Raw genomic sequence first — 13,324 nt, forward strand, 5'->3', positions numbered from 1 at the left:
TTCTCCTTCAATTTCATGGCCGCACCCCACATATGCAAAGGGGGACGCGACCGACGTAAATACTTGTGTATCTCGTGGGTCGCGCCCCCGGCGCAAACCGCCCGGCACAGCCGGGCAAGATGCTTCAATTATACCACTTGCCTGTTATTTAATCAGGCATTCACCACTCGCACGGAACTTTTTCATCCGTTCGCGGAACGCCGCCGCGTTGCGCTCCTCGTACGCGACATACTCCTCGTACCGCTTCTTCTCTGCTTGGATACGGGGGTCTGTGTCGATGATCGGGGCGACGAGCTCTTCCCACGCTTCAGCCCATGCCTCCACCCCTTCGGGTGTAGTGGCTGCGCACAGTTTGTCGAACATCTCATCAGTGATCTGCGGGTGCTCACGCTGCGCTGTCAGACGGGCCAATGTCAGGCGGGTGGCGTTCAGTTCGGCTTGCGCAGCGGCCAGCTCGTTTTTCGCGTCGCTGGCCTCGATGCGACGTTTCGCGGCCTCGTCGCTCAGCTTCTGCCGCGTGCCATCGTCCCGCCCTTCGACCTCTGCGTTCATTTCTTCATCCATGTGGTCCTCCTATTTTTTATCTTTTGAGTTTCGCCGCCACGCCCTCAAGGCCCGTGTTTGTTGGCTTCATTTGTCCGCCGCCCCTCTGGTTCGCGCGGATCATGTCGCGTATCACGTAGTTGCCTGCGGGTGCTTTCGGCATCGCCTCCAGCCGTTCGGTAACGGCTTGTTCGATCACTTCACCGAACGCGGACGCCCATTCGGCCACCCCTTCAGGGGTGTTCGCATGGCACAACCGGGCGATCACTTCATCACTCATGCGGGCGTCCTCGGCCTGAATCCGCAATCTTGCCAAAGTCAGCTGCGCTTCGTTCAGTTCGGCTTTCGCCTGTTCTGTCGCCTCACGGGCCTCCCTTGCCGCGATACGATGCCGTGCGGCTTCGTCCCGCAGTTTCTTCGCGGCCTCGCGATCGTCTTGGCCGGCGTCAGCCGCCTGCGGTGCCGTGTTCGTCAGACCATCGTCTTCCATGTGCATTTCATCTCCCTTCACAGAACGTCATAGATTGCCGCGAGTTTGGCGTGGGCCTCGTCCAGCTCATGCTCAAGCGCCGCGATGTACTTCCGCTTGTAGGCGCCTTCGCTGACCGGCTCGCCATTGATGGTGAACCTCCAACCTGCCCGCCCGTGGTGTGCGCTCATACCGTCCACCTTGTCCCACACGGTCACGCCTCCGGTGCAGGAATGGTGCCGTCCGCGATCCGCTGCGCCCACTCGGACGCCACCATGTCAATCATGAATGCGTACCGGGTGCGGAATGCGGTAGCCAGCTCGTGCAACTCGTCCGGGGACTGGAAATGCCATTCTGCCGTGGCATCGCCGTAGCATTCGGCCGGTTCATCGTTTATGGAACGCACATCGAACCCGAGGCCCATATCAGTCAGCCCGAGCCGCACGAAGCTGTGCAGTGTCTCGCCGGTGCCATCGTCTTCGTGGAATGCCTCCGAGCTGAACGTGACGCCCTCCATCAGCTCGCCACACGTCAGGCTTTCCACATGGTTCAGGCGGCACGCCTCAGCAATGCTGACGAGCTGTTCCAATGCATCGGCAATCCGGGCCGTGTTGTTTTCGTTCATGGGTCAGTCCTCCTCTTCGTTGTCTTCGTCTGCAATATCGTCGTTCATGCTCTCCGGTGGCAGTAGGCTCACTGTGTCGGCGTCGAGCTGTTCCTGCCACTCGTCCGCAGCCCATTCGAGGGCGTCCGCGAACTCGTCGCGGAACAGTTCAGCAATGTCGCGTAGGTCTTCCGGTGAATCAGCTCTAAGCTCTTGATCTAGATCGAGCGCGAACCATGAACCACCGGCGTCGTCACGGTAGACACCCCCGAAGCCATCCAAACCCCTGTGCAGCTCGATTGAAGGCTTTCGTACGTATGCGCCTTCGATGGTCGGTTCGGGGTCGAGGCCAACACCATTCATAAGCCTTGTCGCCTCGGGCTGCGGGGTATCGTCGCCGTGTTCGAGCACCGCCGCAATCCGTTCCAGTGCGACACGCACACCGTGCAGATCATCGGCCTCCTCCTGTTCCCGACGTTCCCTGCGAGCCCATTCGTCAAACTCGCTCAACTTGGAATCCGGTCGGCGTGCCTCTGCCATACGAGCCGACATATAACGCCCATAATCCTCCGGGTGGAGTTCCTCGTCCGGTTCGCCACCATAGGTGAGCCACAGCTCGCGCATAGCCTCAAAATAATTGCTGTTGTTCATCGGGCACCTTCCTTTTTATCTGTATTGTTGTTTTGGGATATCTGTTTTTCTGCTTCGTAGACGATTGCCATGGCGCGGCAGATCGGGCACGGGACTTCCACCACTTCGGGCTTGAAGTCCCCAGCTAGGAACCGGCTAGGCGCCGGCTCATACTCATGCGGCCTTGTACCACACAACGCCTTTCCGGCGTCGGGGCCGTCCTGCCACCACAAATGGCGTATCCGCTGTACAGCGCGCGTAGTTGCCTTCCTATACACCTCGTTATTCATCGTCTACTCCTTCGTTCGTTCCTTTTCGGCGGGGACTGTTCCCCAAGACTTTGCTTCCGCTTCGGTGCAGCATGTTGGCAAAAACCAAATCGACTGCGCACCACGAGAGGCTTGGCGGGTGAGCTGCACGCCAGCTTCCTTGCGCGCTTTACGGACTTGGCCACGGCTCCACTTTTCCGGGCGGTTCTCAGCTCGCTTGAACACGTCGTTAGCAAACATATGACCGCCGTTCGCTTCGATCGTGTCGTATACCCACCGGGCCAGCTCGCTGAGTTCGTCGCGATCCACGAACGCCATACGATCGTTCAGGTTCTGCGCGAACACGTCATCGGCCGTCCGGGTTGTCGGTGTCATCGAAGCAACATAGCGAACATCGAACACGCTTCCGTCACTGAACGTCAACGGCTTCGTAGCGAACTCGATCTCGAAGTTCTGCGTCGCGGAACGGTTCGACTTGATCTGTTGCAGCACCACGTGGTTTTTGTCGTCGTCAGGTGCAGCCATGACCGCAGCAGACCGTGATTTTGCCACCCACTGCCCGGTGCCGGTGATCGCCTCTTTAGCGTTCATGGCGCCCTTTTTCGTGTGCATGATGCCCACCACACAACAGTTCAACGACTGGGCCATGACGGTAAGTTCGTCCATGAACTCAGCGCTCTTGCCACTATTCCAGTCGCCAGTGGCGAAGCGGTGCAGCGGGTCGAATCTGATGATGTCGGGACGAATCTTGTACGCGGCGGAAATGATTCTTGGTAGGTCTTTCGCGCCGATTGTTTTCAACGCGGGTGAGCCATCACTGGCTACGATCGTGTCCGATTCTATGGAAACGGTTCTGATGTAGTTCTGCACGTCGGCGCCTTCGGCGGCGTATTGGGCGGCGAGGTCGTCCGCGCTGTCCTCAGTCGTGATGACCAAGCACTTCAACGGGCGTCCTTCGTCCAGTTCACCACGGCTCGCCAACGCCTCTATATGGGCCGCGAGAGTGCTCTTGCCAGTACCCGAATCAGCACCCAACACGACCACGCTCTTGCGCGGTAGCAACGGCCGCATGACATAATCAGGTGCGCGCAACAGTTCGACGTTGGGCATGTTCAACACAAGTCGATCCTGCTGGTTGTCGTCGGCTATGGACGTTCCCAAACGGCTCCAGCAAGGGTGCTCCTCTTCGGGGTTAAGGGCTTGTTCTTCGTCCATGCTCGCGTAGATGTCGCCTCCAGCCGTGCGCGCGTTCCCATCACCAAAGTAATGGGTGTCGTCTGGTGAGAACTTGGCCGGCTTCGATGCTGCCAACGATTGTGAAATATTGCTCATGCCGCCTCGCTCTTCTCGTCAGTGACTGCCCATTCCACGGCCCTGAGTTGGGCTAGTGCGCCGGCGACGATCGCGTTCTTCACGTCCGCGCCGCGTACCGCACGAGACGCCATGGCGCGGGTGCTGCGTTCCAACGCCTCGAACTGCGCGTCCAGCTTGTGCAACAGCTGGCGGTTCTCGGCCGGAGTGTCCTTCGACTTCTTCGCCTCGATGATCGCGTTCGTCACCTCGGCCATGAGCTGCAAAAGCATCTGAACCTTGTTGACCGCGATATAGCCTCGTTCGTCTATCTCTTCGACGGTACCGGCGAGCTGCATCGCCATCACGTCCAGCAGCATCTTGAGCATCGCGATCATCGGGCACCGCCCTTCGATGCCGGGCGGGTGTCGCGCGGGCGAGTAGTGGGCGACGTGTCCACCGTCTTGGACGCCAGCCACTCGAAGAATGCTGCGTTCGGATAGCCAACAGTTTTTCTGGACGGCTTCACGAACGTTGGGCCAGTCCTGCGGTAGCGCATGTTTTTTAGCACTCCCTCCGTTAGGAATGGTGCAGCCCGAAGCGCGTCAGTGACTGTCAGATACGCCGGGAAGTCCGGGTTGTAGAAGTCCTCCCTCGCCTTCGTCGTTGTCTTTGTCCTGCTCATGGTGATCCTTTCCCCAATGTTGCGTAGTAATGATATATACGCAACCTATCGTGTTGAACCATATTATTGCGTACTTTCGGGACATACGCAACCCGAACGTGCCGGAGTGTTGCGTATCATGGCTGTATGGGCAATGGGATTGAGACAACTGGCTGCACAGTTGACGGGAAACTCGTATACAAGGGCACCGCATTCTTCACCAATACGCGCGTTGCTGTATATAGAGAATCGGACATAGCCGAGTGGTGGAACAACTCCGGCGATATGGCATATGCCATTGCGCCGAATCTTCTCGCCCCTAATAGTGTCGTAACGGGGTGCTCTATCCCGCAATGGGGTATAGACGTCAGTGTTGAACTGAACCTCAATATCCGTACAACGCCAAAATATGATGTTTTGAAGTGTGTTTTCAGTGGCGCGGGCTTCGAGCCTGTGCCAATGGCTACGTTGAATAAAGTACCCATGGATGTCGTTGTTCACGCGAATCTTCCGCTGCTACATGCCTATGTGGATGACCATGTGTCCGGTTTGTTGAATTGGCGTCAGGTGATGGAGACGGTACCGCTCAAGGAACTGCGAGAAACGGCGGGGTTCGATGAAGTGCTTAAATGGGCGCTGCGCGTTTACGCAGTGGCGTCCATATCAGGTGATCCGCCAACGAAAACTGTTGCCGAAACATTTGGCGTGCCTCTGCGCACGGCGTCATACTGGGTCAAAAAAGCGAAGGCGAAGTTTGGGCCTGAGCTACGCGGCGGCGAGAAATCGCTGACGCCCTACCCCAACGGAGACAAGCACTCCAGCATGGATGATGACGCAACGCGAGCGGCGACGGACTGGTTCGTTGACATCGCCTACAAGCAGCCAATGAAAGGCGGTGAGTGAGCCATGGCTAAGAGTTCTGCCAGTTATACGACCTCCGTCCCCGGGGTGACTGGGTACGACACGGCGCGGTCTGGACGCCTGTACATGGCGCAGTGGGTGCAGCCGCTCGCCAACGGCTACAAGAAGCACTGCAAGAAGCGTGGATTCGCAACGATACGCGACGCCGCCGCATACAAGCGCAAGATGGAAGAAGCGAACGATCGTGGCGTCGGCATCGACCCAGCGGCCAGCCGCATCACCATCAGCCAACTATCCGAAGAATGGCTCGACATGCGCAAGTCAGTCGTAAAGACACGCACATGGGAATCCGAAGAGTCGCACCACCGCGTACATATTGTCCCGTATTGGGGTGACACGACCATCGGCTCAATCCGCTTCAGCGCCATCCAAGCATGGGTAGCGGAACTCACAGGGGAAGGACTCGCACCGAAGACAGTCCACAACGTCTACGCGGACTTCGCCGCGCTCATCCGATACGCGCTGCGCGACCGGCTCATCACCGTGAACCCATGCGACGGTATCAAGCTCCCCAAGATACCGCCGCGTGAGATGGTGTGCCTCACGCCGGAAGAACTCGGCAGACTCGCGGACGCCTCAGGCTACTACAAGCCATATATCCTCACGCTGGGCACGTGCGGGTTACGTGACGGTGAAGCCCGTGCCCTGCGCGTACGCAACATCGACTTCGACAAGCGTCGCATCGCCGTCGAATCCACGTTTGAACGCACCAACACCGAAGGATGGATAGAGAACCCGCCCAAGACATGGGAGCGTCGGGACGTCGCCGTACCGGCCGTCACGATCGACGCGCTACGCGAACTCTGCGCCGACAAAGCACCGGACGACTTCGTTTTCCGCCAACCAAACGGTGAGATGATGCCCCAACAAAAGCGCGCGCACGTCGCAAAGAAGGAAGGTGCGTTCCAATGGTTCGGGCGCGCGATCGTGGACAGCGGCGTACCTTCGCTGCGCATACACGACCTCCGCCACACGACGGCCTCTATAGCCATATCTGCTGGTGCGAACGTGAAAGCCGTCCAGAAGCTCTTAGGCCACAAGGACGCGAAAGAAACGCTCAACACGTACGCTTCATTGTTCGAGCGCGATCTGGATGAAGTCGCGGACCGGATGAACGCCGCCATGACCACGCCACCCACCCCGGCCCCCTCTAGAGAGAGTATGCGAAAAGAGTAGAAAGAGTAAGAAGAGTAAGTAATATCAAGGGTTCTGAGATGGAAAGAGTAACGGAAAGAGTAAAAAGAGTAAATCACTCTTTCCGTGTGCCTTCGTGAGCCGAATATGAGCCATTGCACCATATCAGCCATAAGGAATCGTTGGTATTCCAACGTTTCTAAGCGCTTCTATACGAGGGTTCGATTCCCGTCATCCGCTCCACTAGAAACGGCTGATTTCCAACGATTTCAGCCGTTTTTGCATGTGTGCCCGAGGTGTTTCGGACGGTTATTAGGCGTATCTGTCGCAAATATCAATGTCCCTCCGTTTTTTCGGACAGTTGCGGGGCGTATCTGTCTGAAAAATCGGTGCCGTTCCGTGTTTTCGGACAGATACAGACGGTTGTCATGCTCAGCGGCCCCGGATATGACTTTCGTCAAGGGGTGCTCTGAGGTTCGTCGTCCGACAGCGCGGATCGCATGAAGAAGGTAGCCATGGAGTGTGAAGGGCGCTTGTGAAGGGCACTACAGAGCGAGGTGGGTTGGCGTCGCGGGCCACGGAGGGAGCCGCATACGTCTCGCACCTGCGACCACGCCACTCGAACCCGCACACAGCCTCCGGCAGCTGAATCGGCGCCTGTGCACCAGGGTTGCGCTAGAGTTGCGGCTAGAACATGGGCCGGCACGCCGCCACCTGGGGCATGGCGCGCCGCCCCACGCACACAGTCGTACACAGACATACACGCACAGCACACGGCGAGCCACAGGAAGGCGGTTGACGAATGCGCACGGACCCGCACACCACAGACGCGCACCACTCGCAGCACACAGGCGACGACCAGACCGCAGCCCCCCTACGCATGCTCGACGAGGAGACGACGGTGCGCAACGAGCCGCGCCCCGCCGCCGCGCACCCCACCACCGGCGCGGCTGTGGAGCTCAACGTGGTGTCGAAGCACCCCGACGCCACGATTCCCGAATCGGACATCTCGCTCGCCGACATCGAGCGCAAACGCGCGCACCCGTTGCGCACGCTGTGCTACATCGTGCTCGTGCTCGTCGCGTTGATCCTGCCGTACTGGGCCGGCCGCACGGTCGGCTCGCAGCACACCGCGTGGGTCGTCGAACGCTTCGGCGCCATCGACCCGCGCGCGATTGCGCTCGTCTCCTGGTCGGTCACGGTGTTCGCCGTGCTGTCGGTCGTCATGCTCATCATCGACCGGGTCAAGGCGCTGTGGTTCACGCTGTTCGTGGTGCTGCTGTGCGTCGAGCAGTTCATCGGCGGCGTGGCGATGCTCCGCTTCGACTTCTGGCATTCCACCTACGTGATCTACGGCGACGCCGCGCGCGTGGCGAACGCCGCCGACTTGGGCATCATCGCCGCCGGCTTGGCGCTCGCCGTGTTCGCCGTGGTGTGGGTGGGCCTGCTCGTCGCGATCAAAAAAGACTCGCCGCTCAACGTGCTCACGCATGTGTGGACGTCGCTGATCCTGCTGCTCGTCTTCGAGACGATCGCGCTGCTCATTGTGATGTTCGGCGGTTTGCTCACGGTCGTATAGGCGTGCCGCTCACAACAGCCCGATGCGGCGCAGATTCTCCTTCACATGCGCGCAGCTCGCCTGGAATTCGCGCAGTTCGGCGTCGCTGAGGTCGAAGTGCAGCACTTCTTCGACGCCGTTGGCGCCGATGACGCACGGCAGCGACGTGAAGAAGCCGCTCTCGCCGTAATCGCCGGTCATGAGCGTCGAACACGGCGTGATGTAATGTTCGTTCGACACGACGGCGCGCACAAGGCGCACGGCGGCGTCGGCCACCGCGAACTCGGTGCACTGTTTGCCGGCGTATGTCACATATCCGCCGTGCCGCGCCTCCTGCTCGACCTGCGCCTCGTCGAATCCGAATCGCTCCGGCTGTTCCCCTCTGAGCTGCGCGAGTGGCTTGCCGCCGAAGTTGACGGCGCTCCACGCGGCGAACATGCTGCTGCCGTGCTCGCCGAGCATGTAGGCGCAGATCGAATGCTGGTCGTAGCCGGTGGCGCGCGAGAGCGCATATTTGAGACGGCTGGAATCGAGCGCGGTGCCGGTGCCGATGACGCGGCTTGGGTCCATGCCGGAGAGTTTCCAGATCTCGGTGGCGACGACGTCGCACGGGTTCGAGAGGGTGATCCACACGCCGTCGAACCCCGCGTCGGCGATCGGCTTGATGAACGTCTTCGCTGTCTCGGTGGTGTAGAACAGCTCGCCGTCGCGGTCCTGGCTTGCGAGGCTGACCTTGCCGGCGGCGTTGACGATGACGTCGCATTCGGCGAGCCGCGCATAGTCGTCGCCGCAGTTGGCGAGCGCCACGTTGTGCGGGCAGAAGGCGAGCGAATCGCCCAGGTCCTGCACTTCGGCGGCGAGCTTGGCGCTGTGGTCCTCGTCTCCCGAGCACTGCTCCGTCATATACAGTTCGTCGCCGATGCCCTGCAGCACGAGGCTGTTCGCCACGTGCGCCCCCACATGCCCCATGCCGACGATGCCGATTTTCGTAACAGTGCCCATGGTTGTTCCTCCTTGGTGGTTCGGTTGGATGGTTGCGCACATTGTATGGGCGCTCCTGTTGCGGCCATGCGGAGCGCATGGGCGGCTCGCCGCTCGGTGAACAAAAAGGCCACATGGTGGACGGTCGCGGGGAGTGGGTACACTGTTTCTTTGGCGTGTTTTCGCCCGCGGATAGAGAGCGCTCCGGCACAGTGCCGGCGGCACCGCGCAGTGCAATAAGGAGGATGCCGTGGCATTGACGGCTGAAGAAAAGCAGGACATCATCGCTAAGTACGCTACCCATGAGGGCGACACCGGCTCCCCGGAGGTTCAGGTCGCGCTGCTCACCAAGCGCATCGCGGACCTGACCGAGCACCTCAAGGAGCACAAGCATGACCACCATTCGCGTCGTGGTCTGCTGCTCATGGTCGGTGACCGTCGTCGTCTGCTTGATTACCTCAAGGGCGTTGACATCAACCGTTACCGTGACCTGATCGAGCGCCTGGGTCTGCGTCGATAAGACATTCTTCCGCCCGAGTTCGGCACAGCCGGCTCGGGCTTTTTGCTGCCGCCGTGAGCGAAGCGGGGCGTGAGCCCGCCCTTCGCGCCATGGCTGGTATTACAATGAGGCACTGGTGGAATCACGCGGCATGCGGTCGGGCTGACCGCCTGCCACAGCGCGCGGACTGCGCGCGGCATAATCACGGCCTTGCGGCGCACGAGCCGCGGGCCTGACGAGGATGTTTGTAGGAAACAGAACAAAACAAAAGGAGGAACCCTATGGAGGGTCCCGAAATCAAGGCTGTGGAAGCAGTCATCGACAATGGTTCATATGGCAAGCGCACGCTGCGCTTTGAGACGGGCCGCCTCGCACAGCAGGCTGATGGTGCGGTGGCCGCCTATCTCGACGACGACTCCATGGTGCTGTCGACCACGACCGCCGGCAGCAGCCCGAAGGAGAATTACGATTTCTTCCCGCTGACCGTCGACGTGGAAGAGAAGATGTACGCCGCGGGCAAGATCCCGGGCTCGTTCTTCCGCCGCGAAGGCCGCCCGAGCACCGAGGCGATTCTGGCGTGCCGCATCATCGACCGCCCGCTGCGCCCGCTCTTCCCGCACACCCTGCGCAATGAGGTGCAGGTTGTGGAGACGGTGCTCGCCGTCAATCCCGACGATTCGTACGACATGATCGCGCTGAACGCGGCGTCCGCGTCGACGCTGATCTCCGGCCTGCCGTTCTCCGGCCCGGTCGGCGGCGTGCGCCTGGCCCTCATCGACGGCCAGTGGGTCGCGTTCCCGCGCTGGAGCGAGCGCGAGCGCGCCGTCTTCGAGATCGTGGTCGCGGGCCGCGTGATCGAGAACGGCGACGTCGCGATCGCGATGATCGAGGCCGGCGCCGGCAAGAACGCATGGTCGCTCATCTATGACGAGGGCCAGGCCAAGCCGGACGAAGAGGTCGTGGCCGGTGGCCTTGAGGCGGCCAAGCCGTTCATCAAGGTGCTGTGCGACGCGCAGAACGAGCTCAAGGAGATCGCCGCCAAGGAGACGCGCGACTTCCCGCTGTTCCCCGAATACACCGACGACCTGTACAACCGCATCGACGAGATCGCGCACGCCGACCTCGACGAGGCGCTGTCGATCGCCGAGAAGCTGCCGCGTCAGGAGCGCATCCACGAGATCAAGGAGCGCGTGCGCGAGACGCTGTCCGTCGAGTTCACCGACATGGACGAGGCGGAGAAGGACAAGGAGCTGGGCAACGCGTTCAAGGAACTGCAGCGCCAGATCGTGCGCCGCCGCATCCTGACCCAGGACTACCGCATCGACGGCCGTGGCCTGCGCGACATCCGCACGCTGTCCGCCGAAGTGGACATCGTGCCGCGCGTGCACGGCTCCGCGCTGTTCCAGCGTGGCGAAACGCAGATCCTGGGCGTCACGACGCTCAACATGCTCAAGATGGAGCAGCAGATCGACGCGCTGAGCGGCCCGCAGACCAAGCGCTACATGCACAATTACGAGATGCCGCCGTATTCGACCGGTGAGACCGGCCGCATCGGCACGCCGAAGCGCCGCGAAATCGGCCATGGCGCGCTCGCCGAGAAGGCGATCGTGCCGGTGCTGCCGAGCCGCGAGGAGTTCCCGTACGCGATCCGCCAGGTCTCCGAGGCCATCGGTTCGAACGGCTCCACGTCGATGGGCTCCGTGTGCGCCTCCACGCTGTCGCTGCTGGCCGCCGGCGTGCCGCTCAAGGCGCCGGTCGCGGGCATCGCGATGGGTCTCGTCTCCGGTGATGTGGACGGCGAGCACGTCTACAAGACGCTCACCGACATCCTGGGCGCCGAAGACGCGTTCGGTGACATGGACTTCAAGGTCGCCGGCACCGCCGACTTCATCACCGCACTGCAGCTCGACACGAAGCTCGACGGCATTCCGGCCGACGTGCTCGCCGGCGCGCTCAAGCAGGCGCATGAGGCGCGCACCACGATCCTCGAAGTGATCAACGAGTGCATCGACGGCCCGGCCGAGATGAGCCCGACCGCGCCGCGCATCGTCACAATCACGATCCCGGTGGACAAGATCGGCGAGGTCATCGGCCCGAAGGGCAAGATGATCAACCAGATCCAGGAAGACACCGGCGCCGAGATCACGATCGAGGACGACGGCACGGTCTACATCGCCTCCGAAGGTGGCGAGGCCGCCGCGAAGGCGAAGGAGATCATCGACCAGATCGCCAACCCGCATGTGCCGGAAGCCGGCGAGACATACACGGGCAAGGTCGTGAAGACCACGAGCTTCGGCGCGTTCGTCAACCTGACCCCGGGCACCGACGGCCTGCTGCACATCTCGCAGATCCGCAACCTCGCCGACGGCGAGCGCATCGACGCCGTCGAGGACGTGCTCAAGGAAGGCGACACCGTCGAGGTCGTGGTGCAGGGTGTGGACGACCGCGGCAAGATCTCGCTCGCGATCCCGGGCTTTGAGAACCAGGAGTCCCCGGCGCCGCGCCGCGACCGTGACGACCGCCCGCGCCGCGACGACCGCCGTTCCGAGCGCCGCCCGCGCCGCGACCGCGATGACCGCGACCGCGACTACGACGATCGCCCGCGCCGCCGTCACGATTACGACGACGACTACGATGACCGTCCGCGCCGTCGTTCGCGCCGCGATGACGACCGTGACTACGACGATCGCCCGCGCCGCCACCATGAGGACCGCGATGACCGTCCGCGCCGCCGCCGCAACGACGACCGCAACCCGCGCTACGCCGCCGACGAGAACTACGACGAGTACCGCGCCGGCCGTGAGGAGCGCCACGAGCGTCCGCGCCGCCGTGTGCGCCGCGACTTCGACCCGTTCGAGGACTGATCCCCACGCATAGCCCATGCGTCTGCCTGCTGACAGGGCATGGGCTACCATGAGCGCCCATGCTTGGGGCCCTGTGCCATGATTTTGGCGCAGGGCCCTTTGCATATCTTGCGCAAAGCAATCCGGCGCCGCATGCGGGAGAGGCGTTGCCCACGAGCTGGACAACGTTGTCAATACCCCGGTGGCGTCATGAGACAATGAAGCCCCAGTATCGGCACGGCGCTGCCGTGGCCGGCAATCAGTTGGCAAGGAGACCCAAGAATCATGAGTGGTTGGATCATCGCCCTCATCATCGCGATCATCGTGGTGATCGGTGTGTGGATCATCGGCATCTACAACAGCCTCGTCGGCATGCGCAACCGCGTGGGCAACGGCTGGTCGCAGATCGACGTATTGCTCAAGCAGCGCGCCGACCTGATCCCGAACCTCGTGGAGACCGTCAAGGGCTACGCGGGGCACGAATCGGCCGTCTTCACGCAGGTCACGCAGGCGCGCGCCGGCGCGATGGCCGCGGCGAGCGACCCGAACGCGACGCTCGAACAGCGCGCCGCCGCCGAACAGCAGCTGAGCAACGCGATGGTCAACCTGCGCGCCACGGCCGAGGCGTACCCGGACCTCAAGGCGAACCAGAACTTCATGAACCTGCAGGACCAGCTGCGCCAGATCGAGGACAAGATCGCCTACGCGCGCCAGTTCTACAACGATGTGGTGCTCAAGTACAACAACCGCATCATGCAGGTGCCCACCAACATCATCGCCGGCATGTTCCACTTCGTGCCCGCGCAGTACTTCGCCGCCGACGAACAGTCGCGCCAAGTGCCGCAGGTCAACTTCACGAACCCCACCGTGCCGCAAGTGCGTTTCTGAACCGCCCCTGCGCCGCGCCACTAGGAGCGTC

The 13,324-nt window shown here is 61.6% G+C and carries 16 protein-coding genes; 6 read left to right on the top strand and 10 right to left on the bottom strand.

What is annotated here, in order from left to right; all coding sequences use genetic code 11:
• Positions 1–144 precede the first annotated feature (144 nt).
• The 9 genes from PG2093B_RS01695 to PG2093B_RS01730 are packed head-to-tail and all read right to left on the bottom strand — an operon-like array spanning position 145 to position 4,490.
• The gene (locus PG2093B_RS01695) at positions 145–564 is read right to left on the bottom strand and encodes a hypothetical protein (RefSeq protein ID WP_129896870.1); all 420 of its coding nucleotides are present in this window, start codon (positions 562–564) and stop codon (positions 145–147) included.
• Positions 565–580: 16 nt separating this feature from the next.
• Positions 581–1,039: a hypothetical protein gene (locus PG2093B_RS01700; RefSeq protein WP_129896871.1), complete on the bottom strand. Its 459-nt coding sequence runs from the start codon at positions 1,037–1,039 to the stop codon at positions 581–583.
• Between the two features lie 11 nt (positions 1,040–1,050).
• Positions 1,051–1,203, bottom strand: coding sequence for a hypothetical protein (locus PG2093B_RS08930; protein WP_165369673.1), 153 nt, complete (start codon positions 1,201–1,203; stop codon positions 1,051–1,053).
• A 23-nt stretch (positions 1,204–1,226) separates the two neighbouring features.
• A complete protein-coding gene (locus PG2093B_RS01705) occupies positions 1,227–1,637 on the bottom strand; it encodes a hypothetical protein (RefSeq protein WP_129896872.1) in 411 nt (136 codons plus the stop codon).
• A 3-nt stretch (positions 1,638–1,640) separates the two neighbouring features.
• Positions 1,641–2,267 carry a hypothetical protein gene (locus tag PG2093B_RS01710; protein WP_129896873.1) on the bottom strand — a complete coding sequence of 209 codons (627 nt, stop codon included), beginning with the start codon at positions 2,265–2,267 and terminating at the stop codon, positions 1,641–1,643.
• On the bottom strand, positions 2,264–2,536 hold the full coding sequence (locus tag PG2093B_RS01715) for a hypothetical protein (protein WP_129896874.1): 273 nt from the start codon (positions 2,534–2,536) through the stop codon (positions 2,264–2,266). The genes PG2093B_RS01710 and PG2093B_RS01715 overlap by 4 nt, the downstream gene beginning before the upstream one ends.
• Positions 2,537–2,539: 3 nt before the next feature.
• Positions 2,540–3,847, bottom strand: a complete 1,308-nt coding sequence (locus tag PG2093B_RS01720; protein WP_129896875.1) for an AAA family ATPase — start codon at positions 3,845–3,847, stop codon at positions 2,540–2,542.
• Entirely contained in the window at positions 3,844–4,203 is a 360-nt protein-coding gene (locus tag PG2093B_RS01725; RefSeq protein ID WP_129896876.1) for a hypothetical protein, read from the bottom strand. Before PG2093B_RS01725 ends, PG2093B_RS01720 begins: the two co-directional genes overlap by 4 nt.
• Positions 4,200–4,490 carry a hypothetical protein gene (locus PG2093B_RS01730; protein ID WP_129896877.1) on the bottom strand — a complete coding sequence of 97 codons (291 nt, stop codon included), beginning with the start codon at positions 4,488–4,490 and terminating at the stop codon, positions 4,200–4,202. The genes PG2093B_RS01725 and PG2093B_RS01730 overlap by 4 nt, the downstream gene beginning before the upstream one ends.
• Positions 4,491–4,616: 126 nt before the next feature.
• Between PG2093B_RS01730 and PG2093B_RS01735 the strand changes: the two genes are divergently transcribed.
• From PG2093B_RS01735 to PG2093B_RS01745, 3 genes are all read left to right on the top strand, one after another.
• Positions 4,617–5,372 (top strand): hypothetical protein, encoded by a 756-nt coding sequence (locus tag PG2093B_RS01735; protein ID WP_129896878.1) that lies wholly within the window; start codon positions 4,617–4,619, stop codon positions 5,370–5,372.
• A gap of 96 nt (positions 5,373–5,468) precedes the next feature.
• A complete protein-coding gene (locus PG2093B_RS01740) occupies positions 5,469–6,566 on the top strand; it encodes a tyrosine-type recombinase/integrase (protein WP_165369674.1) in 1,098 nt (365 codons plus the stop codon).
• 838 nt (positions 6,567–7,404) lie between these two features.
• Positions 7,405–8,103 carry a teichoic acid transporter gene (locus PG2093B_RS01745; protein WP_431520207.1) on the top strand — a complete coding sequence of 233 codons (699 nt, stop codon included), beginning with the start codon at positions 7,405–7,407 and terminating at the stop codon, positions 8,101–8,103.
• Positions 8,104–8,112: 9 nt separating this feature from the next.
• On the opposite strand, the gene PG2093B_RS01750 is transcribed toward PG2093B_RS01745, so the two are convergent.
• Positions 8,113–9,084 carry a lactate/malate family dehydrogenase gene (locus PG2093B_RS01750; RefSeq protein WP_129896880.1) on the bottom strand — a complete coding sequence of 324 codons (972 nt, stop codon included), beginning with the start codon at positions 9,082–9,084 and terminating at the stop codon, positions 8,113–8,115.
• Between the two features lie 229 nt (positions 9,085–9,313).
• Here PG2093B_RS01750 and rpsO point away from each other — a divergent pair, with 229 nt between their 5' ends.
• From rpsO to PG2093B_RS01765, 3 genes are all read left to right on the top strand, one after another.
• Positions 9,314–9,583 (top strand): 30S ribosomal protein S15, encoded by a 270-nt coding sequence (rpsO, locus tag PG2093B_RS01755; RefSeq protein WP_022858378.1) that lies wholly within the window; start codon positions 9,314–9,316, stop codon positions 9,581–9,583.
• Positions 9,584–9,843: 260 nt separating this feature from the next.
• Positions 9,844–12,426, top strand: a complete 2,583-nt coding sequence (locus tag PG2093B_RS01760) for a polyribonucleotide nucleotidyltransferase (protein WP_129896881.1) — start codon at positions 9,844–9,846, stop codon at positions 12,424–12,426.
• Positions 12,427–12,690: 264 nt separating this feature from the next.
• The gene (locus tag PG2093B_RS01765) at positions 12,691–13,293 is read left to right on the top strand and encodes a LemA family protein (RefSeq protein ID WP_129896882.1); all 603 of its coding nucleotides are present in this window, start codon (positions 12,691–12,693) and stop codon (positions 13,291–13,293) included.
• Positions 13,294–13,324 lie beyond the last annotated feature (31 nt).

This window comes from Bifidobacterium pseudolongum subsp. globosum, from assembly GCF_004155535.1.
Lineage (GTDB): Bacteria > Actinomycetota > Actinomycetes > Actinomycetales > Bifidobacteriaceae > Bifidobacterium > Bifidobacterium pseudolongum_C.

Bases quoted from the DNA above. Each gene is read 5' to 3' on its own strand.
- PG2093B_RS01695 (WP_129896870.1), bottom strand. From the start codon at position 564: ATGGATGAAGAAATGAACGCAGAGGTCGAAGGGCGGGACGATGGCACG.
- PG2093B_RS01700 (WP_129896871.1), bottom strand. From the start codon at position 1,039: ATGCACATGGAAGACGATGGTCTGACGAACACGGCACCGCAGGCGGCT.
- PG2093B_RS08930 (WP_165369673.1), bottom strand. From the start codon at position 1,203: ATGAGCGCACACCACGGGCGGGCAGGTTGGAGGTTCACCATCAATGGC.
- PG2093B_RS01705 (WP_129896872.1), bottom strand. From the start codon at position 1,637: ATGAACGAAAACAACACGGCCCGGATTGCCGATGCATTGGAACAGCTC.
- PG2093B_RS01710 (WP_129896873.1), bottom strand. From the start codon at position 2,267: ATGAACAACAGCAATTATTTTGAGGCTATGCGCGAGCTGTGGCTCACC.
- PG2093B_RS01715 (WP_129896874.1), bottom strand. From the start codon at position 2,536: ATGAATAACGAGGTGTATAGGAAGGCAACTACGCGCGCTGTACAGCGG.
- PG2093B_RS01720 (WP_129896875.1), bottom strand. From the start codon at position 3,847: ATGAGCAATATTTCACAATCGTTGGCAGCATCGAAGCCGGCCAAGTTC.
- PG2093B_RS01725 (WP_129896876.1), bottom strand. From the start codon at position 4,203: ATGATCGCGATGCTCAAGATGCTGCTGGACGTGATGGCGATGCAGCTC.
- PG2093B_RS01730 (WP_129896877.1), bottom strand. From the start codon at position 4,490: ATGAGCAGGACAAAGACAACGACGAAGGCGAGGGAGGACTTCTACAAC.
- PG2093B_RS01735 (WP_129896878.1), top strand. From the start codon at position 4,617: ATGGGCAATGGGATTGAGACAACTGGCTGCACAGTTGACGGGAAACTC.
- PG2093B_RS01745 (WP_431520207.1), top strand. From the start codon at position 7,405: ATGCTCGACGAGGAGACGACGGTGCGCAACGAGCCGCGCCCCGCCGCC.
- PG2093B_RS01750 (WP_129896880.1), bottom strand. From the start codon at position 9,084: ATGGGCACTGTTACGAAAATCGGCATCGTCGGCATGGGGCATGTGGGG.
- PG2093B_RS01760 (WP_129896881.1), top strand. From the start codon at position 9,844: ATGGAGGGTCCCGAAATCAAGGCTGTGGAAGCAGTCATCGACAATGGT.
- PG2093B_RS01765 (WP_129896882.1), top strand. From the start codon at position 12,691: ATGAGTGGTTGGATCATCGCCCTCATCATCGCGATCATCGTGGTGATC.